Genomic DNA, 24,579 nt, shown 5'->3' with positions numbered 1-24,579 from the left:
AAGCCCTAGAGGAAGGTGTCCGCGTGCCCCGCCGCAGAATCGGCTTCTGGTACCGCTTCGCCGCGGTGATCTGCAAACCACCGCTGGTGTTTCTGCTCAAGCGGGACTGGCGCGGAATGGAGAACATTCCGGCCGACGGCGGATTCATCACCGTGGTGAACCACAATTCGCACGTCGACCCCTTCGCATACGCCCACTACCAGTACAACACGGGCCGGGTCCCGCGATTCCTGGCCAAGAGCGGGCTTTTCAAGAAGGGCTTCGTGGGCGCCGCCATGCGCGGCACCGGCCAGATCCCCGTCTACCGCGAGTCCACCGACGCGCTCAGCGCCTTCCGGGCCGCGATCGACGCCGTGGAGCGCGGCGAGTGCGTCGCCTTCTACCCCGAGGGCACCCTGACCCGCGACCCCAACGGCTGGCCCATGACCGGCAAGACGGGCGCCGCGCGGGTCGCCCTGCAGACCAGGTGCCCGGTCATCCCGGTCGCCCAGTGGGGCTGCAACGAGCTGCTGCCGCCGTACGCCAAGAAGCCGGACGTCTTCCCGCGCAAGACCCACCATGTGCTGGCCGGGCCGCCCGTGGACCTCTCCCGCTTCTACGGCAAGGAGATGTCCGCGGAGGTGCTGAGGGAGGCCACCGAGGTCATCATGGCCGCCATCACCCGCCAGCTGGAGGAGATCCGCGGCGAGAAGGCGCCCGCCACCCCGTACGACCCGCGCCGCGAGCGCATCGAGCAGCGCCGCCGCACCCAGGCCCAGGCCGAGGCGCGGACGCAGGGCAAGCAGGCGGAAGGGCAGGGCACGTGAGCAAGCCGGTCACGCCGGTCAAGGCAGCCGTCTTCAGCGCCGGTTCGTGGGGCACCGCCTTCGGCATGGTGCTCGCCGACGCCGGGTGCGAGGTCGTGCTGTGGGCGCGCCGCCCCGAGGTCGCCGAGGCGATCAACTCCACCCGGACCAACCCCGACTACTTCCCCGGCGTGGAGCTGCCCGAGAACCTCCGCGCCACCACCGACCCCGCCGAGGCCGCCGCCGGCGCCGACTTCACCGTGCTGTCGGTGCCCTCCCAGACCCTGCGCGCCAACCTCGCCGAATGGGCACCGCTGCTCGCCCCGCGCACCGTCCTGGTGTCGCTGATGAAGGGCGTCGAGCTGGGCACCACCATGCGGATGAGCGAGGTCGTCGAGGACGTCGCCAAGGTGGGCCCGGAACGCGTCGCCGTGGTCACCGGACCCAACCTCGCCCGCGAGATCGCCGCCCGCATGCCGGCCGCGGCCGTCGTCGCCTGCACCGACGAGTCGGTCGCGCAGCGCCTGCAGAGCGTCTGCCACACGCCGTACTTCCGGCCGTACACCAACACCGACGTCGTCGGCTGCGAACTGGGCGGTGCCGTCAAGAACGTCATCGGCCTCGCCGTCGGCATCGCGGACGGCATGGGGCTCGGCGACAACGCCAAGGGCTCGCTCATCACCCGCGGCCTCGCCGAGACCACCCGGCTGGGCCTGGCGATGGGCGCCGACCCGATGACGTTCTCCGGACTCGCGGGCCTCGGCGACCTGGTGGCCACCTGCTCCTCGCCGCTGTCGCGCAACCACACCTTCGGCACCAACCTCGGCAAGGGCATGACCCTGCAGGAGACCATCGCGGTCACCAAGCAGACCGCCGAGGGAGTCAAGTCCTGCGAGTCGGTGCTGGATCTGGCCCGCCGGCACGGCGTCGACATGCCGATCACCGAGACCGTCGTGTCCATCGTGCACGAGGGCAAGTCCCCGGTGGTCGCCCTCAAGGAGCTGATGTCGCGCAGCGCCAAGCCCGAACGGCGCTGAACGGCGCCGCCCGCGCGACGCTGCGCGACCGACCGGGGGACACGGAGTCACGGCGGCCCGGCGGGCGCTGACGGGGGGCATACCACCGGGTACTCTCAACGCGATATGAGCACCGAGAACCTCCCCCAGAGCCCTGAGCAGCCGTCCCGCAAGCCGCGCGTGGCCGTCGTGTTCGGCGGACGCAGCTCCGAACACGGGATCTCCATGGTCACGGCCGGCGCCGTCCTGAGCGCCATCGACCGGACGCGGTACGACGTCCTGCCGATCGGCATCACCCGGGAGGGCCGTTGGGTGCTGACGGCCGACGAGCCGGAGCGGATGGCCATCGCCGACCGCCGCACCCCCGAGGTCGACGACATGGCCGAGCCCGGCGACGGTGGCGTGGTGCTCCCCGTCGACCCCGCCAGCCGCGAGGTCGTCTACAGCGAGCCCGGCTCGGTGCCCAAGGCGCTCGGCGAGGTCGACGTGGTCTTCCCCGTGCTGCACGGCCCGTACGGCGAGGACGGCACCCTCCAGGGCCTGCTGGAGCTGTCCGGGGTGCCGTACGTGGGCTCGGGCGTGCTCGCCTCGGCCGTCGGCCAGGACAAGGAGTACATGAAGCGGGTGTGCACCTCCTTCGGGCTCAAGGTCGGCCCGTACGTGGTGATCCGGCCCCGCGAGTGGGAGCGGGACACCGCCGCCGCCCGCAAGAAGATCGTCGACTTCGCCGGCGAGCACGGCTGGCCGCTGTTCGTGAAGCCGGCGCGGGCCGGCTCGTCCATCGGCATCACCAAGGTGGACGACCTCTCCGGCCTGGACGAGGCCATCGAGGAGGCGCAGCGGCACGACCCGAAGATCCTGGTCGAGGCGGCCCTGCGCGGCCGTGAGATCGAGTGCGGCGTGCTGGAGTTCGAGGACGGCCCGCGCGCGTCGGTACCGGCGGAGATCCCGCCGCCGGACGCCCACGCGTACTACGACTTCGAGGCCAAGTACATCGACTCCACGCCCGGCGTCGTCCCGGCGCCGCTCACCGACGAGGAGACCGCCGAGGTGCGGCGGCTCGCGGTGGACGCCTTCGACGCGGCCTCCTGCGAGGGCCTGGTGCGCGCGGACTTCTTCCTCACCGAGGACGGCGAGTTCGTCATCAACGAGATCAACACGATGCCCGGCTTCACGCCCATCTCGATGTACCCGCAGATGTGGCAGGCCACCGGCGTCAGCTACCCCGAGCTGGTCGACCGCCTCATCCAGGCGGCCCTGCGCAGGTCCACGGGCCTGCGCTAGCCCCTCCGGCGGCCCCTCGGCCGCTCAGTCGGCGATCCCCTCGGGGATCGCCTTCTTGATGCCCGGGGCCAGGTCCACGAGAACCGACGAGGGGTCCCGGCCCTCGGGCACGGTCACCTCGACGTAGGCGCGGCGGTTGGCGGTGGTGAAGCGGTACGCGCCGTCGTCCTGCTTCTCCATGAGCCAGTCGACGCCGTCCACACCGCCGGCGATGGCGTCGGCGTCACCGCCGACCGAGACCTTGGGATCGGTCATCTTCGGCGGCCGCTCGACACCGCACCGCAGTATGATCGCCGGGTCCCCCCAGCCCGCGGTCAGCGGTGACGCGGGGCCGGGGTCCCGGCGGTCCTGGCCGTCGACCCGGGACGGCAGCGCCCGGTCCAGCTCCCGGCAGAGCCCCGCGGTCTTCGCCGCCGGCGACGGAACCGCGACCGACGCGCTGTCGTCTGCGAAGGAGCAGCCCGCGACGCCGAGGAGCAGGACGAGGGCGGGCAGGCCGAAGGGCCGGTGACGGAAGAAGCTCACCGGCCAAGGGTAGACGGGGGCTACAGATGGACGACCGGGCAGGTCAGTGTGCGGGTGATGCCGTCCACCTGCTGGACCTTGGCGACCACCATGCGGCCCAGGTCGTCGACGGTGTCGGCCTGCGCGCGCACGATGACGTCGTAGGGACCCGTGACGTCCTCGGCCTGGATCACTCCAGGGATCTTGCCGATCGTCTCGGCGACGGTCGACGCCTTGCCGACCTCAGTCTGGATCAGGATGTACGCCTGTACCACGGAACCTCCAGGGCGGCCACGAGGATCATGTGGGGAAAAGGAACGCCACGGTACCGCGTCGCCGCTCCCCGCGGGGAGACCTGCGGGAACCGGGCCTTGCGTGCCGGGGTGCGGACGGGGCGGACGAGGATGACCGAAGGGACCGTTCACCGGGGGCCGGTCACGTCGACCGGGCACCTGCGGCCGGTCACTTCGAAGGTATCGAGGACACTGGTCCCGCGCGACCGGGCACGGACAACGTCAGCAGGGACGGAAGGGGAGCCAGGACAATGAAGGGCACTGTTGGTGAGCTCGGGGAGTTCGGGCTCATCAGGGAGCTCACCTCCCGTCTCACCACCACCCCGGCGGTCCGGGTCGGTCCCGGCGACGACGCCGCCGTGGTGGCCGCCCCCGACCGGCGGGTCGTGGCCAGCACCGACATCCTGCTGGAGGGCCGGCACTTCCGCCGCGACTGGTCCACGGCCTACGACGTCGGCCGCAAGGCGGCCGCGCAGAACCTCGCCGACATCGCCGCCATGGGCGCCGTCCCGACCGCGCTGCTGCTCGGCCTGGTGGTGCCCGCCGAGCTGCCGGTGACCTGGCCGACGGAGATGATGGACGGCCTGCGCGACGAGTGCCAGGTCGCGGGCGCCTCCGTGGTCGGCGGCGACGTGGTGCGCGGCGACACGATCATGGTGTCGATCACCGCGCTCGGTGACCTGCGCAACCAGGAGCCCGTCACCCGGGCCGGCGCGCAGCCCGGCGACCTCGTCGCCGTGACCGGCTGGCTCGGCTGGTCCGCCGCCGGGTACGCGGTGCTCTCCCGCGGCTTCCGCTCGCCGCGCGCGTTCGTCGAGGCCCACCGCCGCCCCGAGCCGCCGTACCACGCCGGTCCCGCGGCCGCGGCGCTCGGCGCGACCGCGATGTGCGACGTCAGCGACGGCCTGATCGCCGACCTCGGGCACATCGCCGAGGCCAGCAAGGTGCGCATCGACATCCGCTCCGGCGCCATCGACGTCCCCACCCAGATGCACGACATCGGCCAAGCCGTGGGCGTGGACCCGCTCCAGTGGGTGCTGACCGGGGGAGAGGACCACGCGATCGTGGCGACCTTCCCCTCGGACGTCAAGCTGCCCGCCCGCTGGAAGGTGATCGGCGAGGTGCTCAACCCCTCCGCGCTGCCCCAGGTGACGGTCGACGGCGCCCCCTGGACCAGCAAGGGCGGCTGGGACCACTTCGGGGACATCGAGTCATGACCGCGCCGCCCCGGGTGCTCACGGTGGCCGGCTCCGACTCCGGGGGCGGCGCCGGGACCCAGGCCGACCTGAAGACCATGCTCGCGCTCGGCACGCACGGCATGAGCGTGCTCACCGCCGTCACCGCGCAGAACTCCCTCGGCGTCCAGGGCGCTTGGGAGCTGCCGGTCGACGCGGTGCGCGCGCAGTACCGCAGCGTCGTCGACGACATCGGCGTCCAGGCCGTGAAGACCGGCATGCTCTCCTCCGCCGAACTCGTCGAGACCGTCGCGGAGTTGCTGGCCGGCACCGACGCGCCCGCCGTCGTCGACCCGGTCGGCGTCTCCAAGCACGGTGACGCGCTGCTCGCCGCGTCCGCGCTGGAGTCCGTGCGCACCAAGCTCCTCCCGGTGGCCACCGTCGCCACCCCGAACCTCGACGAGGTCGCCCAACTCACCGGCGTACACGTCGAGTCGGAGGACGACCTGCGGCGGGCCGCGGCGGCCGTCCTGGCGTACGGGCCGCGCTGGGTGGTGATCAAGGGCGGCCATCTGGCCGGGGACGCCGTGGACCTGCTGACGGACGGTGCCGAGGAGCACTGGCTGCGCGCCCCGCGCCACGACAACCGGCACACCCACGGCACCGGTTGCACCCTCGCCTCCGCCATCGCGTGCGGTCTGGCCAAGGGGCGGTCGGTGCCGGAGGCGGTCACGACGGCCAAGGAGTACGTCACCGGGGCCATCGCCGCCGGCTTCGCACTCGGCGGCGGCATCGGGCCCGTGGACCACGGCTGGGCCTTCCGGGACGCGACCGCCTGAGCGGCGCCCCGCGCCGACCGCTCACGCGGGGTACTCCCTGAGGTCGATCGCCGTCGCCGCCTTCTCCGTCAGCCGTTTGAAGAAGCCCGCCAGCAGCCGGGAGCTCAGCAGCCGGTACATGCGGTCCCGGCTGCGGATGCGCCGCTCGGTGGCGGGGGCGAAGAACGGGCCCGCGTTGCCGGAGATCTTCTGGCAGCCCCGGGCGAAGTCCCGGATGCGCGCCTCGTACTCGGCCAGCGCGACGCGCACGTCGCCGCCCGCCAGCGCCAGCTCCCCGGCGAGGACGTACGCGCCGACGACGGCCACGCCCGTACCCATGCCGCCCATCGTCGCCCCGTACCCGGCGTCCCCGAGGAGCGCCACCCGGCCCTTCGTGAGCCGGTCGACGTGGATCTGCGCGATGGCGTCGAAGTACAGGTCGTCGGTCTCCTGGAGCGCCTTCAGCACCGACGCGGTCTCCCAGCCCATCCCCGCGAACCGCTCGGTGAGGATCCGCTTCTGCGCCTCCACGTCCCGGCGGTCGTACGCCAGCTGTCCGGACCGGAACACCAGCAGGGCACCCGCCCGTTCCGGGTCGCCGTCGTAGTTGCCGATGACGACGCAGCGGCCCGGTTCGCTGTACAGCCGGCCCGTGCGGTTGAGGCCCAGATGGTTGGGCACGGGGAAGCCGGCCACGTAGTGGTCGAAGAAGCGCAGGTGGTGCGACTCGTCGCCGAAGACCAGGCGGCGGGTGTTCGAGTGCAGGCCGTCGGCGCCGACGACGAGGTCGAAGCGGCGGGGCGCGCCGCGTTCGAACGCGACCTCGACCCCGTCCGGGGTGTCCGTCAGCGCCGCGACCGAGTCGCCGAAGACGTACTCCACGCGGTCCTCGGTGTGCTCGTACATGATCCGGGACAGGTCGCCGCGGAAGATCTCCACGTCCCCGCTCATCAGTTCCGCCGGGAGGTCGACGCGCGGGGCGCCGTCGGCGTCCACGACCGTCTGCCGGCCCATGCGGGTCTGACGGGCGTGCACGTCGTCCCAGATGCCCATGGCGGTGAGCACCCGGCGGTGCACGTGCCCGCGGAAGTCGACCGCGAAGCCGCCGCCGCGCAGCGCGGGCGCCTTCTCCACGACGGTGACCCGCGCGCCGTACCGGGCGAGGTTGAGGGCGAGCGCCGGGCCGGCGACGCTCGCGCCGGAGATCAGGACGGTGAGGTGGCTCAGGTTCTCGGTCATGCGAGGAGCCTCCCGGGCCGCGCTGACCACCCGCCTACCGTTCGCTGACCACCGCTGACCGCAGCCGCCGGCCCCGCTCGAAGGCCTGCGCGTACGCCTCGGGCGACAGGCACGCACGCGTGCGCTGTGCCGTGCCCACGACGTCGGGGTCGCCGTCCAGGCGCAGGCCCCGCAGGCCCGCGGCGGCGCCCAGGAGTTCGGCGGCCTCCTCCGGCCGGGCGGCGAGGCCGGCCAGGGCGTCGGCGACGTCCGCCAGCAGCAGCACGTCGGACGACGGCAGGGCCTGGGCGCGGGCCTGGGCGAGCCAGTCGCGGGCCGCGGCGGCGTCCCCCTCGGCGGCGGCCGTGCGGCCCAGGCCGATCAGGATGCGTACCGTCTCGCCGACGCTGAACCAGGTGGCCGCGCACGCCCGCAGAGCGTCCTCGTAGTGCCCGCGCGCGCGGGCCGTGTCACCGGCGTGGCGGGCCACGTCACCCAGGCCGCGCAGGGCGCCCGCCACCTTGTCGGCGGCACCGGCACCGCGGGCGAGGTCGCGGCAGCGGGCGAAGTGCGCGGCGGCCTCCTCGTGGGCGCCCCGGGCCAGCAGCACGTACGCGCGCCGGTGCAGCAGGTCCGCGGTCTCCTCGGGCGCGTCCAGCTCCCGCACATGCGTCAAACCCTCGTCGAGCAGCGCGAGGGCACGCGCGGGTGCGCCGCGCGCGTGGGCGAAGCCGCCGAGCGGGTCCAGGCAGTTGGCCATGCCCCAGCGGTCACCGGTGGCGCGAAAGCCTTCCCACGCGCGCGTGAAGACCTCCTCCGCCTCGTCCGCGCGCCCCGAGAACCACGCCTGGTACGCGAGACCGAGGTCCAGCAGGGCCCGGCCCCACGGCTCGTCGCCGACCTGCACGCGCACCTGTGCGTCGACCGTGAGCTGCGGGCCTCCGGTGAGGGACCACAGGACCACCGTGAACGGCAGCCGCAACGGCGCCCCGAGCGTCGCCATGACGGAGGCCGCCCGCGCGACGAGCCCCGGGTCGGCCGGGTCGTCGCCCTGCCCGGAGACCGCGTTCATCAGACACAGCGCGTACTCCTCGGCCAGACCGGCCGGTGGTTCGCCGCCGACCGCCGCGAGCAGCGCGCGTGCCTGCGGCACCCGTTCACCGTGCAGGCCGCGCAGCCGGCGGAACCAGGTCAGGGCGGCCATCAGGCGCAGCGCCTCGCCGGGGGCGGTGCCCGTCAGACGGCGCAGGGCCGCGTCCAGGTTCTCGTGCTCGGCGGCCAGCCGGGCCAGCCAGGACAGCTGCTCACCGCCGCGCAGATACGGCTGCGCCCGCTCGGCCAGCTGAAGGAAGTACACGGCGTGGGCGTCCCGGAGCGCTGCCACGCCGGCCGGGTGCCCGGCGCCGCCCGCCAGTTCCTCCGCCGCGAACGCGCGGATCGTCTCCAGCATGCGGTAGCGCCCCTCCGACACCTCCACGAACGACTTCTCCACCAGGGACGCCAGGACGTCCTCCGGGCAGGGCACCGCGCACACCGCGGCCACCGCGTCCAGGGTGGCGCCGCCGCGGAACACCGTGAGCCGGCTCGCCAGCTCCCGCTCCCGCCGGTCCAGCAGCTCCCAGCTCCACTCCACGACCGCGCGCAGCGTGCGGTGCCGGGGCGCCTTGGCGCGGTCGCCGCGGGCCAGCAGCCGGAACCGGTCGTGCAGCCGCTCGGCCAGCTCCTGCGGCGACAGGGTGCGCAGCCGGGCCGCGGCCAGCTCGATCGCCAGCGGCAGCCCGTCCAGCGCCCGGCAGATCTCCGGCACGCGCGCGTGGTCGGCGTCGACGTCCGCGCGCACGGCCCGCGCCCGGTCCAGCAACAGCCGTACGGCCGGCTCCTCGGGCAGCGGCCCCACCGGGACCAGCACCTCGCCGGTGATCGCCAGCGACTCCCGGCTGGTCGCCAGGACACGCACGCCGGGGCAGGCGCCGAGCACCAGCGCCGCGGTCCGCGCGGCGGCGTCGATCAGGTGCTCGCAGTTGTCGAGCACCAGCAGCACCGCGCGGTCCTCCAGCGCGGCCAGCAGCCGGTCCATGGCGTGTGTGGCCGGAGCGCGGAACCCGTCCCGCACCCCGAGCGCGGCCAGCACGGCGTACGGGATCCGCTCGCCGTCCGCCAGCGGCGCCAGCTCCGCCAGGCAGACCTCCGGCGTGCCCTCATGCCGCGCGTCGGAACCCGCCCGCCGGCGCCGTTCGGCCCGCTCGTCGAGGTGGGCGCGGGCCGCCTCCAGGGCGAGCCGGGTCTTGCCGACACCGCCGGGACCGGTCAGCGTCACCAGCCGCGAGCCGGCGAGCGCCTCCGCGATCCGGGCCAGCTCGGCCTCCCGGCCGACGAACCGGGTGAGCTGCGCCGGCAGCCGGGGCCCGGACGGGGCGCCGGGGCGCGCCCGCAGCAGGTCCAGGTGGAGGGCGGCCAGCTCGGGCGACGGGTCGGCACCCAGCTCGTCGGCGAGCGCGCGGCGCGCCTGATCGAACACCGCGAGCGCCTCGGCGGGCCGGCCGCCCGCGTGCAGGGCCCGCATCAGCTGCCCGTACAGCCGCTCGCCCAGCGGATGCTCCGCGACCAGTGCCCGCAGCTCCGGCACCAGCCCCGCGCCACCGCCACCCCCGAGATCGGCCTCGATCCGGTCCTGTACGACGGCCAGCCGCAGCTCCTCCAGGCGCGTCCGCTCGGCGTGCGCGTCGGGCAGGTCGGGCAGCGCCGGGCCGCGCCACAGGGCGAGGGCGTCCCGCAGCAGGGCCGCCGCCCGCGGATGATCACCACCGGCCAGGGCGGTGCGTCCCTCGGCGGCGAGACGGGCGAAACGGTGGGCGTCGACGGCGCCGGGGTCCACGGCGATCCGGTAGCCGGCCCCGGCGCCCTCGACGGCGGGGAGCGGGCCCAGGCGCCGGCGCAGCCGGGAGATCTGGGACTGCAGCGCGTTCATGGCCTCGGCGGGCGGCTCCGCGCCGTACAGGCCGTCCAGGAGCCGTTCCACGGGGACCGCGCGGCCGGCGTCGAGCAGTAGCAGCGTGAGCAGGGCGCGGGGGCGGGGGCCTCCGGGGGAGAGGGGAACTCCGTCGTCGGTGAGGATCTCCAACGGGCCCAGGATGCCGAAGCGCATTCTGCGGATTCTGGCAGGCCCTGTGGCCTCTTGGGTACGGCAAAAAGCCGGCCCACCTGGTGGTGGACCGGCTTTGTGCAGCGAACCGACAGTGGCCGCGCGCTTTAGCTGTGCGTCAGCGCGAGACCTTGCCGGCCTTGATGCACGAGGTGCAGGCGTTCACGCGCTTCGGCGTCCCGCCGACCACGGTACGCACACGCTGGATGTTCGGGTTCCAGCGGCGGGGCGTACGGCGGTGCGAGTGCGAGATGTTGTTGCCGAAGCCCGGCCCCTTGCCGCAGACGTCGCAGTTGGCAGCCACGGGTCACTCCAAAGACTTCAGATGCACTTACGGTTAATCCCGGCATGCCGGGACGGATCCTGCGATCGGTGAGTGATCTGAGATCTGAGTGGCGCTGCCAGGGGAACAGCCCGATGGGATCGGGCAACCGGAGCAGCATACAACGACTGCGTCCGGACAACGAAACTACCACGACGGGCCAGGGGCCCGGCCACGGCCCTCTTCCGGCGGGCACCGGGCCGGGGTCTACGCTGCGTCCCACGTCCAGCAGCTCAGGGAGGCGCAGGTGGCGCAGGTGCCGCAGACATTCTTCGATGCTCTCGCGGTGCGCACGTGGTGCTCCCTCGCGCTGGACGCGCTCGGACGCGCGCGCGAGGAGATCGACGCGATCAACGTCTACCCGGTGGCCGACGGGGACACCGGCACCAACCTGTATCTGACCCTGGAGTCGGCGGCCGGCGCGGTCGAGGCCGTCTTCGCCGGGTACGAGACCGGCGGCGGGCGGCCCTCGCTCGCCGACACCGTCCACGCGATGGCGCACGGCGCGCTCATCGGGGCGCGCGGGAACTCCGGGACCATCCTCGCCCAGCTGCTGCGCGGCATGGCGCAGGTCCTCGCCGCCCAGGGTGAGGACTCTCACACCGACGGGCCGGGACTGCGGCGCGCGCTGCGCTGCGCGGCCGACTCCGCCCGGCAGGCCGTCGCCCACCCCGTCGAGGGCACGGTGCTGACCGTCGCCGCGGCCGCCGCCGACGCCGCCGAGGGCACGGGCGACGCGGGCGGCGACTGCGGGACGGTCGCGCGGGCCGCGTACGACGGGGCGCGCGCCGCTCTCGCCGCGACCCCCGGTCAGCTGGCCGCCCTGGAGCACGCCGGGGTCGTGGACGCCGGCGGACGGGGACTGGTGGCGGTGCTGGGGGCCCTGGTGGAGACGTTCACGGGGGAGACGCCGGCGGATCCCGGCGGCCACCCGCGCGTGCGGACCGCCTCGCAGGCGCGCGTGCCCGCCGAGACGCTCATCGCCTGCCCCGACGCGGGAGCCGCTCCCGACGAGGGCAGCCCGGCCTTCGAGGTGATCTACCTCCTGGAGGCCGACGACGACGCCGTCGCCCGGCTGCGCCGTCGCCTGGACGCCCTCGGCGACTCGCTGGTCGTGGTCGGCGGCGACGGGCTGTGGAACGTCCATGTGCACGTCGACGACGCCGGCGCCGCCGTGGAGGCCGGGGTGGAGGCCGGGCGGCCGTACCGGATCCGGATCACCCACTTCGGCGCCGACGACGCGCACACCGCGCGCGGCGAGCGCCCGCCCCGCGAGCGCGCCCAGCGGGCCGTCGTCGCCGTCGTCCCGGGTGAGGGCCTCGCCGGGCTGTACACCGAGGCGGGCGCGACGACGGTGCTCGCCCGTCCCGGAGAGCCGCCCGCCAGCGGGGAGCTGGTGGAGGCCGTACGGCGTGCCCACGCGCGCGAGGTCGTGCTGCTGCCCAACGACCCGGAGCTGCGTCACACCGCCGCGGCGGCCGCCGAGCAGGCCCGCACCGAGGGCATCCGGGTGGCGCTCATCCCCACCCGGTCCGCGGTCCAGGGGATCGCCGCGCTCGCCGTGCACGAGACCGACCGCCGCTTCGACGAGGACGTCGTCTCCATGACCTCGGCCGCGGGCGCCACCCGCTACGCCGAGGTCACCGTCGCCGAACACGAGTCCTGGACCACGGCCGGCATCTGCCAGGCCGGTGACGTCCTCGGCCTCATCGACGGTGACGTCGCCGTGATCGGCGCGGACGTCACCGCCACCGCCGAGACCGTCCTGGACCGCATGCTCGCGGCCGGCGGCGAACTCGTCACCCTGGTCCTCGGCGACGAGGCCCCCGACGGCGTCGCCGAGCGCCTGGAGACCCGGGTGCGGGAGACGTACCTGGCCGTCGACACGGTCGTCTACCGGGGTGGCCGGCAGGGCGCGCTCCTGCTGATCGGCGTGGAGTGACCCCGCCGCACGGCGGTGCGCGGTGCCACGGGGGCGCCGGGGCGGCCGGACGGCGCTGATCGCAGTGCGCCGGCGGCGGCGCGCGGTCTGCACCTGATCGCCGCCGCGCGGCGAGGGCGGCGGCGGTGGCGGCGGTGGTCCGAACCCGCTCACCGCGGGCGGCGAGGGCGGCGGCGTGGTCCGAACTCGCTCACCGCGGGCGGCGGGGGCGCGGGACGCGGTGAGAGCGGGCTCGTCGCCGTACGGCGGGGGGCGGTGAGAGGGGTTCAGTTCGTCCCTTCGCCCGCCGTCTGCGCCAGTCGGGCCGCCTCCGCCCGGCGGGACGTGGCCGTCTCGTCGTCCTCGGGGGCCGTTTCGTACGCCGTGAGGACCGCACGCGCGCGTGCCTGTGCCGCGTCGGGCCGGCCCAGCTCGGCCGCCAGCCGGCCCGCCGCGAGTTCCGCGCCGGTGCGGGTGTGGATCGCGTCCGGGCCCAGGGAGGCGAAGACGGTGATCGCCTCCTCCAGCTCGGCCAGCGCGGCCTCGAACGTGTCCGGGCCGCAACGGGCCAGCAGATCGCCGAACTGACGGTGGGTGTGCCCCAGTTCCGCGGTGACCCGGTGCCGCGTCTCCTCGTCCCCGTCCGCCGCCGTCAGCGCCGCCGCGCACTCCTCGGCGGCCGCCGACATCAGCTCCCGGGCCGCCGGAAGGCCGTCCTCGGCCCGCAGCGCCAGCCACGCGCGGGCGCGCAGCGAACGGACCAGACCGTGCACGTCGCCCACCGCGCGCCACAGCTCACCGGCCCGCGCGTACGCCTGCCCGGCCTCCTCGGCCAGCCCCGCCGCCTCCAGGCTCGTCGCGGCGAGGTGGGCGAGCGTGGCGTGGTCCTCCTGCTCCGGCCAGTGCCGGGCGATGCCGGCCGCCTGCAGACGCCGTTCGGCCGCAGCGCGGTGCTCGCCCAGCTCGCCCAGGCAGTCGCCGAGCCACCACATGGTCTGCACCACCGCCCCGTCGCCGTGCGTCTCGGCGCTCACGTCGGGCAGAGCCGACTCCAGCACCTCCGCCGCCTCCGCCCACCGCCCCTGCCGGACCAGCAGCCCGCCGAGCTGGTGCCGCGCCCAGGCGCCCAGCGTCGGCCCCTCGCCGGCCTCGTCCGCCCAGTGAGCGGCCTCCACGGCGTGCTCGGCGGCCTCGGCGACCTCACCGCGTGCGCCGACGACCTCGGCGAGCTGGAGGTGCAGCTGGGCCCGCCCGACCGGCGCCAGCTGCGCCCCGCCGTGTTCCAGCGCCGCGCGCAGCGCCCGCTCGGCCTCGGCCGGGTCGCCGAGGTGATGGGCGAGCTGCGCCAGCCGCGCCTCGTACTCCACCGCGAACCACGGCACCCCCGCGTCGGTGAACTCCCGGGCCGCCCGCGCGAACAGCTGCGCCGCCGCCCGCGGATCCCCGCCGTGCACGGCCAGTTCCCCGAGCATCGCGAGCCCCTCTGCCTGCCGGGCCGCGAGCCGCACGTCGTCACCGGTGCGGCCCTCGACGAGCGCCAGCACCTCCCGTACGGCCCCCTCGGCCCGCTCGGCGACCGCTGCGTCCACCGCGCCCTCGGCCTCGTGCACACGCCGCATCAGGATCCGCGCCCGGCTCATCAGCACCGACGCGGTCTGCCGCAGCCCGGTGCCGTCCCCGGCGTACAGGGCGAGCACCCGGTCGTACGGTTCCGCGACCGCCGCGAGCGCCGCGTCCACGTCCCCGGCGAGCGCCCGCACGTACGCCCCACGCGCGCGTGCCGCGAGCGCCTCGCCCTCGTCGTCCGCCCGCGCGTACAGCTCGGCCGCCCGCTCGAACAGCTCGGCGCCCTCCTCGCCCCGGCTCATCGCCTCGTGGTCGAGGAGTTCCGCCCGGTCGTACGGCGTCAGCTCGGCGTCCTGCGCGGCCCGCGCCACCGCCGCCCACGCCTCCAGGGCGTCCGGCCGCAGCGTGTCCGACAGCCGCCGCGCCTCGGCGAGCAGCGTGGGCAGGTCGCGTTCCACGGCGGGTTCGGCCACGGGCGGGGCCACCGGTGCCGGCGGAGCCGTCCGCACCGACCGCACGCCCAGCGGCAGCCGGTCCACCAGCGGCCGCCGCGCCATCCGCGCGCGTGCCCACTCGCTCACGTACGTCGTGCCGTTGCGCCGGTCGAAGCGCTCGGCCAGCGCCAGCGCCTCGGCACGCGCGTCGACCGCGAGTTCCCCCGCCGTCCAGTCCCGGCCCGCCGGCCCCGGCACCCGCTGCCCGGCCAGGCCCAGCTCCACCAGGCGGTCCATGAGCAGCGCGACCACCGCGAGGAAGTCCATGCGGCTGCGCGGATGGCCGTCGTCGGTGAAGTACGCCGGCCGCTCGGCCAGCAGTTCCAGCGCGCGTGCCTCGTTGCCGCTGAGCGCGCAGAACTCCACGTGGTCCGCGAACGCGCCCCGCATGCTCTCCATGGCCCGCACCAGCCGCAAGCCCCGCAGATGGTGGGCGCGAGCCTCGTCCGGGCGGCCCAGCCGCAGCAGCGGCAGCAGCGACGAGGCGAGCACCGTGTGCGGCTCGTGCGCGCAGCTGAACTCGCCCTCCAGGACCGGCCGCCACGCCTCGACCGCCTCCGCGTCCCGGCCCCGCTCGGTGTGCCACCAGCCCTGCAGGTGCAGTTCGCAGGCGTGGCAGTCCGCCATCTCGTCCCGGTCCGCCGCCAGCCACCCGGCATAGGCACGCTCGGCCCGCGCGATGTCCCCCACATGGGCGGCGACGGACAGCTCCGCGCTGCGCACCGCCCGTTCGGAGTACCCGGCGAGCCGATAGCGGTGCTCCATCTCGCCGAGCCACTTCTCCACGGACTCCAGCGGGATGTGCGGCTGGTCGAGCATGCCGGACGACATCCACTTGAACACCCAGTGCAGGGAGTGCGCCTCGTACGCGTCGAAGTCCTCCGGCCGTTCGTCCCACATGCGCAGCAGCCGCGCGAACGGGACGAACATCTTCGCCTTCTCGGAGCTGTAGTTGTAGACCTTCAGCTGGTGCCCGAGCGCCTCGATCACGGCGAGCGGGATGTCCAGCTTCTCCGCCTCGGCGAGCAGCTGCTCCGCCCGCGCGTTGCGCGCCGGGCCCTCCGGCTCCTCGGAGTTCTGCGCCATCGCCCGGCGCAGCGCGTCGAAGTCCGTGATCTCGTTCACCGCTGCTCGCCCTCCCCGTGCGTCGCCCATTCCAGCAGCCCGATGAAGGCGCGGTTCAGCAGTGCCGAGTCGGCGGGCCGCAGCGGCCGCTGCGCCATCAGCAGCGCCTGCCCGTACAGCGACTCCGTCGCGGTGCCGATCAGCTCCGGATCGCCGAGTGCGCTGATCCGGCGGACCAGCGGATTGAGGTGGTTCAGCACCAGACGCGCGCGTGGCGCGCTGCCGCGCAGCGAACCGAGGATGCCCGCCCACAGGTCGTCCGCCTGTTCCTGCGCCTCGGCGCGCGCCTGCTCGTGCCGGGCCGCCCGGTCGTCCAGGTGCAGTGCGGGCACCGACAGCGGGTGGAAGGCCCGCAGCACCACATCACATCCCAGCGGGTCCAGCTTGGCCCGCGCGGCCGCCAGGAAGCCCGCCAGCGCCAGCTCCACGTCCGCGTCGACCCCGTCCAGGTGCGCGGTGACGGTGTCCGCGTCCAGTTCGGCGACCACCGTGCCGGGCCGCACCTTCGGCAGCGCCTCGACCAGCTCGCTGTCGTACGTGTAGCCGCCGTTGACGACGCCGACGCCCTGCGCGGAGGCGATCGGCGCCACCTGCCGGTACTCCTCGACCGTCCGCGTGAAGTGCACCACCGGGTGCCGCTGCGCGAACTCCTCCAGCGACAGCCGCCCGTCCGTCGTCTCGAACGGCAGCCACGGCAGCATCGTGCGCAGCATCTCCGCGTCGTGCCGCGCGAGCGACTTCACCCCCAGGTGGTGCACCGACAGGAAGGCCGCGAGCCGCTCCGGGTCACCGGCCGCGAGCGACGTCAGCCAGGACCGGATCCGCTCCCCGAGCGCCTCCCTGACGGCCGCCAGCGTCTCGTCCTCGTACAGCGACTCGCGTGAGGCGGTGGGCCGCAGGCTGTCGGTGTCCAGCACGCAGCGCACGAAGAACGCCCAGTCGGGCAGCAGCTGTTCGGCCCGCTCGGTCAGCAGCATGCCCTTCAGGTGCACGCGGTGCCCCGCCCGCTGCGCCGGGCTCACCGCCTGGGGCAGCACGTACGCCACCCCGCGGACGCCGGCCACCGGCACGTCCAGGTCGATGGAGTCCAGCGGGGTGAACCCGAACAGCGCGTGGCAGTGCCGGGCCAGCGCCACCCGGCGCGCCGCGGGACTCGGATACGAGCGGTCCCAGGGCGCGGGCAGGTCGGTGACCGCCTCCTCGCCGACCCGCACGTCGTACGGCAGCAGCGAGCCGAAGTCCCGGGCCAGCGTCAGCACCCGCTCGGGCGTGAGCCACTCGGCCGCCCCGGGACGCGCGGTGAGGTACACGGTGGTACCCGGCTCGGGCCGGTCCGTCACCGGCAACGTCCGCACGGTGTACGAGCCGTCGTCGCGCGCCGTCCACTCCACCGGCGGCGCGTCGGGCGTACGGGCGCTGCGGCTGACCACCCGGATCCGCTCGGCCACCACGAAACAGGCCAGCAGCCCGATGCCGAACTGCCCGAGGAAGTCCGAGCGCGCCTCGCGCAACCCGTCCGACCGCTTGGAACTGCGCCCGATGGTGGCCAGCAGGGAGTGCACGTCCGCCTCGGTGAGCCCGATCCCGGAGTCCTCCACGCGCAGCGCGCCGTCCTCGGCGTACAGCCGCACGCGGGCGGGGGCGCCGGGCTCCCCGGCGCGGCGCGCGGTGATCGCGTCGACGGCGTTCTGCAGCAGCTCGCGCAGGTAGACCTTCGGGCTGGAGTAGAGGTGATGGGAGAGCAGGTCGACGAGACCACGCAGGTCGACCTGGAACGAATGAGGTGTCTGAGGTGTCTGAGGTGACTGGGATGCCTGGGATGACTGTGAGGTCTGCGAGTCCATCGTCACGGCGCCACGGGTGGGGGAGGGTCCGAGGGCGCGGGGTCGGGCGGTCCCGGTGGGGCGGGGATCCGCGGGGGATGGCCGGAGCGCGTCATCCTACGGCTCGAACGAACGTCCTGACCAGGGATTTCCGAAGACGTCCCCGAGCTGTGAACGGCCCCTGCCGCCGCCCGTCGCGGCGAGCGCTCACCGCACGTCTTCGGCATTGTCAGTGCCGTGGTGTGCAATGGATCTCGTGCCCGCACTGCAAGAACCTCTGAAGAAGGTGCTCGGCCCCGCCACCGCGAAGGTGATGGCCGAGCATCTCGGCCTGCACACCGTCGGCGACCTCCTCCACCACTACCCGCGCAGATACGAGGAGCGGGGCCAGCTCACCCACCTCGCCGACCTCCCCATGGACGAGCACGTCACGGTGGTCGCCCAGGTCGCCGACGCCCGCCTGCACACCTTCGCCTCCTCCCGGGCCCCGCGCGGCAAGGGTCAGCGGCTGGAGGTGACCATCACCGACGGCAGCGGCAGGCTCCAGCTGGTCTTCTTCGGCGCCGGCGTGCACAAGCCGCACAAGGAACTGCTGCCGGGCACCCGCGCGATGTTCGCCGGCAAGGTCTCCGTCTTCAACCGCCGCCTCCAACTCGCCCACCCCGCGTACGAGTTGCTGCGCGGCGACGGCGAGGAGAGCGTCGAGACATGGGCCGGTGCGCTCATCCCCCTCTACCCGGCCACCGCGAAACTGGAGTCCTGGAAGATCGGCAAGGCGGTCCAGACGGTCCTGCCCAGCGCCCAGGAGGCCGTCGACCCGCTCCCCGAGAGCCTGCGCGAGGGCCGCGGCCTGGTCTCCCTGCCCGAGGCCCTGCTCAAGATCCACCGCCCGCACACCAAGGCCGACATCGCCGACGCCCGCGCCCGCCTGAAGTGGGACGAGGCCTTCGTCCTCCAGGTCGCCCTCGCCCGCCGCCGCCACGCCGACGCCCAGCTCCCCGCGGTGGCCCGCCGCCCCGAGCCGGACGGCATCCTCGCCGCCTTCGACGCCCGTCTGCCCTTCACCCTCACCGAGGGCCAGCAGAAGGTCTCCCAGGAGATCTTCGACGACCTGGCCACGGAACACCCGATGCACCGCCTCCTCCAGGGCGAGGTCGGATCGGGAAAGACGATGGTCGCCCTGCGCGCCATGCTCGCCGTCGTCGACGCCGGCGGGCAGGCCGCCCTGCTCGCGCCCACCGAGGTCCTCGCCCAGCAGCACCACCGGTCCGTCACCGAGATGATGGGCGAGCTGGCCGAGGGCGGCATGCTGGGCGGCGCCGAGCACGCCACCAAGGTCGTCCTGCTCACCGGCTCCATGGGCGCCGCCGCCCGCCGCCAGGCGCTCCTCGACCTCGCCACCGGTGAGGCCGGCCTCGTCATCGGCACGCACGCGCTGATCGAGGACAAGGTGCAGTTCCACGACCTCGGCCTGGTCGTCGTGGACGAACAGCACCGCTTCGGCGTCGAGCAGCGCGACGCCCTGCGCGGCAAGGGCAAACAGCCCCCGCACCTCCTCGTCATGACCGCCACCCCCATCCCGCGCACGGTGGCCATGACGGTCTTCGGCGACCTGGAGACCTCCGTCCTGGACCAGCTCCCGGCCGGCCGCTCACCCATCGCCAGTCATGTCGTCCCCGCCGCCGACAAACCGCACTTCCTGGCCCGCGCCTGGGAGCGGGTGCGCGAGGAGGTGGCGAACGGCCACCAGGCGTACGTCGTCTGCCCCCGGATCGGCGACTCCGCCGACGAGGCGGCCGCGGCGGATGCGAAGAAGGCCGGGAAGTCCGCCGAGGACGATGCCGAGAAGCGCCCGCCGCTCGCCGTCCTCGACGTCGCCGAACAGCTCGCCCGCGGACCGCTGAACGGCCTGCGGGTCGAGGTGCTGCACGGCCGGATGCACCCCGACGACAAGGACGCCGTCATGCGCCGCTTCGCCGCCGGCGAGACGGACGTCCTGGTCGCCACCACCGTCATCGAGGTCGGCGTCAACGTCCCCAACGCCACCGCGATGGTGATCATGGACGCCGACCGCTTCGGCGTCTCCCAGCTGCACCAGCTGCGCGGCCGGGTCGGCCGCGGCGCCGCCCCCGGGCTGTGCCTGCTGGTCACCGAGATGCCCGAGGCGAGCCCGGCCCGCCAGCGGCTGAACGCGGTCGCCGCCACACTCGACGGCTTCGAACTGTCCCGGATCGACCTCGAACAGCGCCGCGAGGGCGACGTCCTCGGCCAGGCCCAGTCCGGCGCCCGCTCCTCCCTGCGCGTCCTCGCGGTCATCGAGGACGAGGAGATCATCGCGGAGGCGAGGGAGGAAGCGGCGAGGATCGTCGCGGCGGACCCCGAGCTCACGTCGCTGCCGGGCCTGCGCACCGCACTGGACGCCTTGCTCGACGACGAGAGGGAGCAGTACCTCGAGAAGGGCTGACAGACTGGGACCAGTCACCTTCTGCGTACATCAGCGACAAGGACCCGAGATGACCCGCGTGATCGCCGGCGCAGCCGGTGGCCGTCGCCTGGCCGTCCCCCCAGGCACCGGTACCCGCCCCACCTCCGACCGCGCACGCGAGGGCCTCTTCTCCACCTGGCAGTCCCTCCTCGGCGGCCCCCTCGACGGCGAACGGGTCCTCGACCTCTACGCGGGCTCCGGCGCCGTGGGACTGGAGGCCCTGTCCCGGGGTGCGGGCCACACCCTCCTCGTGGAGGCCGACGCCCGCGCGGCGAGGACCGTCCGCGAGAACGTGAAGAACCTGGGCCTGCCCGGCGCCGAGGTCAGACACGGCAAAGCGGAACAGATCATCCGTACCGCGCCCCCGCAGGAGCCGTACGACCTGGTCTTTCTCGACCCTCCCTACGCCGTCACCGACGACGATCTTCGGGAGATCCTGCTCACACTCCGCTCGGAAAGCTGGCTCGCTGAGCAAGCGCTCGTCACCGTGGAGCGCAGCACCAGGGGCGGGGAGTTCCGGTGGCCGGACGGTTTCGAACCCCTCCGGGCCCGGCGCTACGGCGAGGGAACGTTTTGGTACGGTCGCGCCGCCTCTACGTGCGAAGACGCACGATGACCGGACCGGAGAGCGAGGGATCACAAGTGCGCCGCGCCGTCTGTCCCGGGTCGTTCGACCCGATCACCAACGGACATCTCGACATCATCGCCCGCGCCTCCCGTCTGTACGACGAGGTGTACGTCGCGGTGATGATCAACCAGTCCAAGAAGGGACTGTTCGAGATCGAGGAGCGGATCGAGCTGATCCGCACCGTCACCGCCGAGTACGGCAACGTCCGCGTCGAGGCCTTCCACGGCCTCCTCGTCGACTTCTGCAAGCAGCGCGACATCCCCGCCATCGTCAAGGGCCTGCGCGCGGTCAGCGACTTCGACTACGAGCTGCAGATGGCCCAGATGAACAACGGCCTCTCCGGTGTCGAGACCCTCTTCGTGCCCACCAACCCCACCTACAGCTTCCTGTCGTCCTCCTTGGTCAAGGAGGTCGCGCAGTGGGGCGGCGACGTCTCCCACCTCGTTCCGGCCCCCGTGCTCGAGGCGCTCAACACGCGGCTGCGCCAAGGCTGAACGGGCTACAGTCGTCCCGTCCGTCTCCATCACATCCGTAGAGAGTGGCGAGCACACGGTGGACGTGCAGAAAAAGCTCGACGAGATCGTCTCGGCGGTCTCCGGTGCCCGGTCGATGCCCATGTCGGCCTCGTGCGTGGTCAACCGCGCCGACCTGCTGTCGATGCTGGAGGAACTGCGCGCGGCCCTGCCCGACTCCCTCGCCCAGGCCCAGGAGCTGATCGGCGACCGGGAGCAGATGGTCGAGCAGGCGCGTCAGGAGGCCGAGCGGATCATCGCCGGCGCCCACGCCGAGCGCGGCTCGCTGATCTCCGACACCGAGGTCGCCCGCCGCTCGCAGGCCGAGGCCGACCGGATCCTCGCCGAGGCCCGCCAGGAGGCCGAGGAGATCCGCGCCGAGGCCGACGACTACGTCGACTCCAAGCTCGCCAACTTCGAGGTCGTCCTCACCAAGACCCTCGGCTCGGTCGGCCGCGGCCGCGAGAAGCTGCTCGGCACCGGCCCCGGCCTCGACGCGGACGGCTACGAGGACGAGGACGCCCCGCAGCGCAGCCACGACCCCGAGACCCTGCGCCGCGACGCCGACGCCTACGTCGACGCCAAGCTCGGCGCCTTCGAGGCGGTCCTGGCCAAGACCCTGGAGGCGGTCGGCCGCGGCCGGCAGAAGCTGCACGGCCGGATCGCCACCGACGACCTCGGGGCCCTCGCGGGCGACGGCGCCACCGTCCAGCACTCCAGCGACGCCGACTACCTCGCCGACCTCGTGGCCCTCGCCGAGCAGGACACCCCGGCGCAGCACGGTGCCGCCCAGCCGGCGCACCAGCCTCCCCAGCCGCAGCAGCAGCCCCAGTACGCGGCGTACGCGCAGCAGAGCGACCCCTACGCCGGCTACCCGCAGCAGTACGCCGAGCAGGAGCAGGGTTACGCCCAGCAGGACGCCTACGGCTACCAGCAGGCGGACCCCTACGGCTACGGCGGCTACGACACCGGGCAGCAGCCCGTCTACGACCCGCAGCAGGCCGCGCACCCGCAGCAGCCCCAGCAGCTCCAGGACGGCGGCCCGCAGCAGTCGTACGCCCTCGACGAGACCAGCCTCTTCGACACCGGCATGATCAGCGCCGAGCAGCTCAGGGCCTACGAGCAGGGCCGCGGCCTGTAGCGTCCGGCCCGGATTGGGCCGAGAGCGAAAGGTCCAGTATCCTGGCTCTTCGGTCGCGAGTACGTCCGCGATCAGCGCTGCCCGGAGCTTTCCGCGGTGGCGTCCCCCTGAGCTGGAAGACCGAAAGCAGGAATGGCTCACAACGCCCGCCTCGACCACCGCAACCCTCTCGTGTTCGACACGCACGAGCTGGGCCGGCGGCCAGGTGCGCTGCAGCGCCTGACTCGCACGGTCCCCACTCCCCGGGACTTCGGTCTGGTGGGAGTCATCGGAGTGCCGGAAGGCGCCCCGCTGGAGCTCGAACTCCGCCTGGAGTCGGTCATGGAAGGGGTGCTTGTCACAGGCACCGCCCGTGCCACGGCGAAGGGGGAGTGCGTAAGGTGTCTGGAGCCGCTTCAGCTCGACGTCGAAGCGGACTTCCAGGAGATGTTCTCGTACCCTGACGCCGACGACCGGGGCCGTGTCCAGCACACGGAACCGGGCGACGACGCCGAGGACGACGAGGACAGGCTCTTCCTCGAGGACGGACTCTTCGACCTCGAATCTGTGCTGCGTGATGCGGTGGTGCTCGCACTGCCGATGCAGCCGGTGTGCCAGGAAGACTGCCCCGGCCTGTGCCCCGAGTGCGGGGCGCGGCTCGCGGACGACCCGGACCACCACCACGACGCCGTCGACATCCGTTGGGCGGCTTTGCAGGGACTCGCCGGCTCACTTCGGGACGGCGACAAGGACGACACGAGCGGCGCCGAAGCGGGCGTCGACGAGAAGCAGGAGAAGTAGCCGTGGCTGTTCCGAAGCGGAAGATGTCGCGCAGCAACACGCGCCACCGCCGGTCGCAGTGGAAGGCTGCGGTCCCCACCCTGGTCGCGTGCGAGCGCTGCCACGAGCCCAAGCAGCAGCACATCGCGTGCCCGTCGTGCGGCACCTACAACAAGCGCCAGGTCCTCGAGGTCTGAGCGGCTGGTGAGAGGCACTGTGTCCACGCCCAAGAAGCAGTCGGCGGACAACCAGGCCTCGTCCCACACGCTTCTGGAAGGGCGGCTCGGCTACCAGCTCGAGTCCGCCCTTCTGGTGCGAGCGCTGACGCACCGCTCCTACGCGTACGAGAACGGCGGTCTGCCGACGAACGAGCGTCTGGAGTTCCTCGGGGACTCCGTACTCGGTCTCGTCGTCACCGACACGCTGTACCGCACCCACCCCGACCTGCCCGAAGGCCAGCTGGCCAAGTTGCGGGCCGCGGTGGTCAACTCGCGTGCGCTGGCGGAGGTCGGACGCGGCCTCGACCTGGGCTCCTTCATCCGGCTCGGCCGCGGTGAAGAGGGCACGGGCGGCCGGGACAAGGCATCCATCCTCGCCGACACCCTGGAAGCGGTGATCGGCGCGGTCTATCTCGACCAGGGCCTCGACGCGGCCTCCGAACTGGTGCACCGCCTGTTCGACCCGCTGATCGAGAAGTCCTCCAACCTGGGCGCAGGCCTGGACTGGAAGACATCCCTCCAGGAGCTGACCGCGACCGAGGGGCTCGGTGTGCCCGAGTACCTGGTCACGGAGACCGGCCCCGATCACGAGAAGACCTTCACTGCTGCCGCCCGCGTCGGAGGCGTCTCGTACGGCACCGGCACCGGCCGCAGCAAGAAGGAGGCGGAGCAACAGGCCGCCGAGTCCGCGTGGCGCGCCATCCGCGCCGCAGCGGACGAGCGCGCCAAGGCGGCCGAGGCGGCGAAGGCCACCGAAACCGCCGACGAGGCGTCGGCCTCCGCCTGACCGCAGCACAGCACACCCGAGCGCCCGTACCCTCCTGGAGGGCCGGGCGCTCGGTCCATATGCCAGGCCCTACCGGGGGAGGGACTCGAGAATGTCGGGGGACATGGCGCAGGTGGCCGGGGAAATCGCTCCCTATGTCACTGCGGCCGTCGGGGCGTACGGAGTCGCGGTGCTGGCTCGCACACAGGAGGAGGCGGCCACCGCTACCGTCGCGCTGGGGCGGCGTCTTGCGCAGCGGATCTTCGGTGTTCGCGCGGAGGACGAGGCGCTACCCGAGGCGCTGGCCGATGTCGTGGAAGAACCGCACGACCCGGACACGGCTGCCGCTCTGCGCAGGGCCATCCGCAAGGCTCTCCTCGCCGACGAGGAGCTCGCGGCGGACGTCCGTGCGCTGCTCGGCCGGGCACCCGGAACGGTCCACGCCGGTGACGGGTCGCCGGTCGTCGTCGGCAGCGTGATCGGCGGTGACAGTATCCAGATCGGGTCCGTCGGCGGCGACGTCCACATCGGTTCTCCCGCCCGCGGCTGACCCGGGGGCACAGGGTGGCACCGGCAGACGGAAA

The 24,579-nt window shown here is 73.6% G+C and carries 21 protein-coding genes; 14 read left to right on the top strand and 7 right to left on the bottom strand.

The annotated features are described in order from the left end of the window. Positions 1-23 precede the first annotated feature (23 nt). From AB0E88_RS11555 to AB0E88_RS11545, 3 genes are all read left to right on the top strand, one after another. Positions 24-806 carry a lysophospholipid acyltransferase family protein gene (locus tag AB0E88_RS11555; RefSeq protein WP_361627709.1) on the top strand — a complete coding sequence of 261 codons (783 nt, stop codon included), beginning with the start codon at positions 24-26 and terminating at the stop codon, positions 804-806. Further along, positions 803-1,822 (top strand): NAD(P)H-dependent glycerol-3-phosphate dehydrogenase, encoded by a 1,020-nt coding sequence (locus tag AB0E88_RS11550; RefSeq protein ID WP_361627706.1) that lies wholly within the window; start codon positions 803-805, stop codon positions 1,820-1,822. Before AB0E88_RS11555 ends, AB0E88_RS11550 begins: the two co-directional genes overlap by 4 nt. A gap of 105 nt (positions 1,823-1,927) precedes the next feature. Next, a complete protein-coding gene (locus tag AB0E88_RS11545; RefSeq protein ID WP_361627703.1) occupies positions 1,928-3,085 on the top strand; it encodes a D-alanine--D-alanine ligase family protein in 1,158 nt (385 codons plus the stop codon). Between the two features lie 24 nt (positions 3,086-3,109). Here AB0E88_RS11545 and AB0E88_RS11540 read toward each other — a convergent pair whose 3' ends face one another. Continuing rightward, positions 3,110-3,610: a DUF3515 domain-containing protein gene (locus tag AB0E88_RS11540; RefSeq protein ID WP_361627700.1), complete on the bottom strand. Its 501-nt coding sequence runs from the start codon at positions 3,608-3,610 to the stop codon at positions 3,110-3,112. Positions 3,611-3,630: 20 nt separating this feature from the next. After that, the gene (locus tag AB0E88_RS11535) at positions 3,631-3,864 is read right to left on the bottom strand and encodes an Lrp/AsnC ligand binding domain-containing protein (RefSeq protein WP_029384521.1); all 234 of its coding nucleotides are present in this window, start codon (positions 3,862-3,864) and stop codon (positions 3,631-3,633) included. Positions 3,865-4,133: 269 nt separating this feature from the next. Between AB0E88_RS11535 and AB0E88_RS11530 the strand changes: the two genes are divergently transcribed. Together AB0E88_RS11530 and thiD are read left to right on the top strand one after the other, a co-directional pair. Then, the gene (locus AB0E88_RS11530; RefSeq protein WP_361627696.1) at positions 4,134-5,099 is read left to right on the top strand and encodes a thiamine-phosphate kinase; all 966 of its coding nucleotides are present in this window, start codon (positions 4,134-4,136) and stop codon (positions 5,097-5,099) included. Further along, entirely contained in the window at positions 5,096-5,896 is an 801-nt protein-coding gene (thiD, locus tag AB0E88_RS11525; protein ID WP_361627693.1) for a bifunctional hydroxymethylpyrimidine kinase/phosphomethylpyrimidine kinase, read from the top strand. Before AB0E88_RS11530 ends, thiD begins: the two co-directional genes overlap by 4 nt. 21 nt (positions 5,897-5,917) lie before the next feature. Here thiD and AB0E88_RS11520 read toward each other — a convergent pair whose 3' ends face one another. The 3 genes from AB0E88_RS11520 to rpmB all read right to left on the bottom strand — a co-directional run bounded on the left by AB0E88_RS11520 (position 5,918) and on the right by rpmB (position 10,539). After that, entirely contained in the window at positions 5,918-7,114 is a 1,197-nt protein-coding gene (locus AB0E88_RS11520; protein ID WP_361627690.1) for an FAD-dependent monooxygenase, read from the bottom strand. A 34-nt stretch (positions 7,115-7,148) separates the two neighbouring features. Beyond that, positions 7,149-10,238 (bottom strand): BTAD domain-containing putative transcriptional regulator, encoded by a 3,090-nt coding sequence (locus tag AB0E88_RS11515; RefSeq protein WP_361627688.1) that lies wholly within the window; start codon positions 10,236-10,238, stop codon positions 7,149-7,151. A gap of 115 nt (positions 10,239-10,353) precedes the next feature. Then, the gene (gene rpmB / locus AB0E88_RS11510) at positions 10,354-10,539 is read right to left on the bottom strand and encodes a 50S ribosomal protein L28 (protein WP_004924906.1); all 186 of its coding nucleotides are present in this window, start codon (positions 10,537-10,539) and stop codon (positions 10,354-10,356) included. Between the two features lie 265 nt (positions 10,540-10,804). Between rpmB and AB0E88_RS11505 the strand changes: the two genes are divergently transcribed. Then, positions 10,805-12,499: a DAK2 domain-containing protein gene (locus AB0E88_RS11505; RefSeq protein ID WP_361627685.1), complete on the top strand. Its 1,695-nt coding sequence runs from the start codon at positions 10,805-10,807 to the stop codon at positions 12,497-12,499. A 266-nt stretch (positions 12,500-12,765) separates the two neighbouring features. Here the strand turns inward: AB0E88_RS11505 and AB0E88_RS11500 are convergent, their stop codons facing one another. Both AB0E88_RS11500 and AB0E88_RS11495 read right to left on the bottom strand, forming a co-directional pair. Next, positions 12,766-15,663: a tetratricopeptide repeat protein gene (locus AB0E88_RS11500; RefSeq protein ID WP_361627682.1), complete on the bottom strand. Its 2,898-nt coding sequence runs from the start codon at positions 15,661-15,663 to the stop codon at positions 12,766-12,768. Next, complete coding sequence (locus AB0E88_RS11495; RefSeq protein ID WP_361627679.1) at positions 15,660-17,507, bottom strand: HSP90 family protein; 1,848 nt, start codon at positions 17,505-17,507, stop codon at positions 15,660-15,662. The genes AB0E88_RS11500 and AB0E88_RS11495 overlap by 4 nt, the downstream gene beginning before the upstream one ends. 226 nt (positions 17,508-17,733) lie before the next feature. Here AB0E88_RS11495 and recG point away from each other — a divergent pair, with 226 nt between their 5' ends. The 8 genes from recG to AB0E88_RS11455 all read left to right on the top strand — a co-directional run bounded on the left by recG (position 17,734) and on the right by AB0E88_RS11455 (position 24,545). Then, positions 17,734-19,950: an ATP-dependent DNA helicase RecG gene (gene recG, locus AB0E88_RS11490; protein ID WP_361627676.1), complete on the top strand. Its 2,217-nt coding sequence runs from the start codon at positions 17,734-17,736 to the stop codon at positions 19,948-19,950. 49 nt (positions 19,951-19,999) lie between these two features. Beyond that, positions 20,000-20,587, top strand: a complete 588-nt coding sequence (rsmD, locus tag AB0E88_RS11485) for a 16S rRNA (guanine(966)-N(2))-methyltransferase RsmD (RefSeq protein ID WP_361627673.1) — start codon at positions 20,000-20,002, stop codon at positions 20,585-20,587. Between the two features lie 26 nt (positions 20,588-20,613). Then, on the top strand, positions 20,614-21,093 hold the full coding sequence (coaD, locus tag AB0E88_RS11480; protein ID WP_361627670.1) for a pantetheine-phosphate adenylyltransferase: 480 nt from the start codon (positions 20,614-20,616) through the stop codon (positions 21,091-21,093). 58 nt (positions 21,094-21,151) lie between these two features. After that, positions 21,152-22,252, top strand: coding sequence for an ATP synthase F0 subunit B (locus AB0E88_RS11475; RefSeq protein WP_361627667.1), 1,101 nt, complete (start codon positions 21,152-21,154; stop codon positions 22,250-22,252). Between the two features lie 132 nt (positions 22,253-22,384). After that, on the top strand, positions 22,385-23,032 hold the full coding sequence (locus AB0E88_RS11470) for a YceD family protein (protein WP_361627664.1): 648 nt from the start codon (positions 22,385-22,387) through the stop codon (positions 23,030-23,032). 2 nt (positions 23,033-23,034) lie between these two features. Continuing rightward, on the top strand, positions 23,035-23,208 hold the full coding sequence (gene rpmF / locus AB0E88_RS11465) for a 50S ribosomal protein L32 (RefSeq protein WP_003951102.1): 174 nt from the start codon (positions 23,035-23,037) through the stop codon (positions 23,206-23,208). Positions 23,209-23,227: 19 nt separating this feature from the next. Further along, positions 23,228-24,016 (top strand): ribonuclease III, encoded by a 789-nt coding sequence (rnc, locus tag AB0E88_RS11460; RefSeq protein WP_361628024.1) that lies wholly within the window; start codon positions 23,228-23,230, stop codon positions 24,014-24,016. A gap of 103 nt (positions 24,017-24,119) precedes the next feature. Next, the gene (locus AB0E88_RS11455; protein WP_361627661.1) at positions 24,120-24,545 is read left to right on the top strand and encodes a hypothetical protein; all 426 of its coding nucleotides are present in this window, start codon (positions 24,120-24,122) and stop codon (positions 24,543-24,545) included. Positions 24,546-24,579 lie beyond the last annotated feature (34 nt).

The sequence above is a fragment of the Streptomyces sp. NPDC028635 genome (assembly GCF_040637635.1).
Taxonomy (GTDB): Bacteria; Actinomycetota; Actinomycetes; order Streptomycetales; family Streptomycetaceae; genus Streptomyces.
Note: the sequence above shows the minus strand (reverse complement) of the source record. Positions and strands in the feature narration are given on the sequence as shown.

Excerpts from the sequence above, each read along its gene's own strand:
- AB0E88_RS11545 (WP_361627703.1), top strand. The coding sequence starts at position 1,928 with ATGAGCACCGAGAACCTCCCCCAGAGCCCTGAGCAGCCGTCCCGCAAG.
- AB0E88_RS11530 (WP_361627696.1), top strand. The coding sequence starts at position 4,134 with ATGAAGGGCACTGTTGGTGAGCTCGGGGAGTTCGGGCTCATCAGGGAG.
- thiD (WP_361627693.1), top strand. The coding sequence starts at position 5,096 with ATGACCGCGCCGCCCCGGGTGCTCACGGTGGCCGGCTCCGACTCCGGG.
- AB0E88_RS11520 (WP_361627690.1), bottom strand. The coding sequence starts at position 7,114 with ATGACCGAGAACCTGAGCCACCTCACCGTCCTGATCTCCGGCGCGAGC.
- AB0E88_RS11515 (WP_361627688.1), bottom strand. The coding sequence starts at position 10,238 with ATGCGCTTCGGCATCCTGGGCCCGTTGGAGATCCTCACCGACGACGGA.
- AB0E88_RS11495 (WP_361627679.1), bottom strand. The coding sequence starts at position 17,507 with ATGGACTCGCAGACCTCACAGTCATCCCAGGCATCCCAGTCACCTCAG.
- recG (WP_361627676.1), top strand. The coding sequence starts at position 17,734 with ATGGATCTCGTGCCCGCACTGCAAGAACCTCTGAAGAAGGTGCTCGGC.
- rsmD (WP_361627673.1), top strand. The coding sequence starts at position 20,000 with ATGACCCGCGTGATCGCCGGCGCAGCCGGTGGCCGTCGCCTGGCCGTC.
- AB0E88_RS11470 (WP_361627664.1), top strand. The coding sequence starts at position 22,385 with ATGGCTCACAACGCCCGCCTCGACCACCGCAACCCTCTCGTGTTCGAC.
- AB0E88_RS11455 (WP_361627661.1), top strand. The coding sequence starts at position 24,120 with ATGGCGCAGGTGGCCGGGGAAATCGCTCCCTATGTCACTGCGGCCGTC.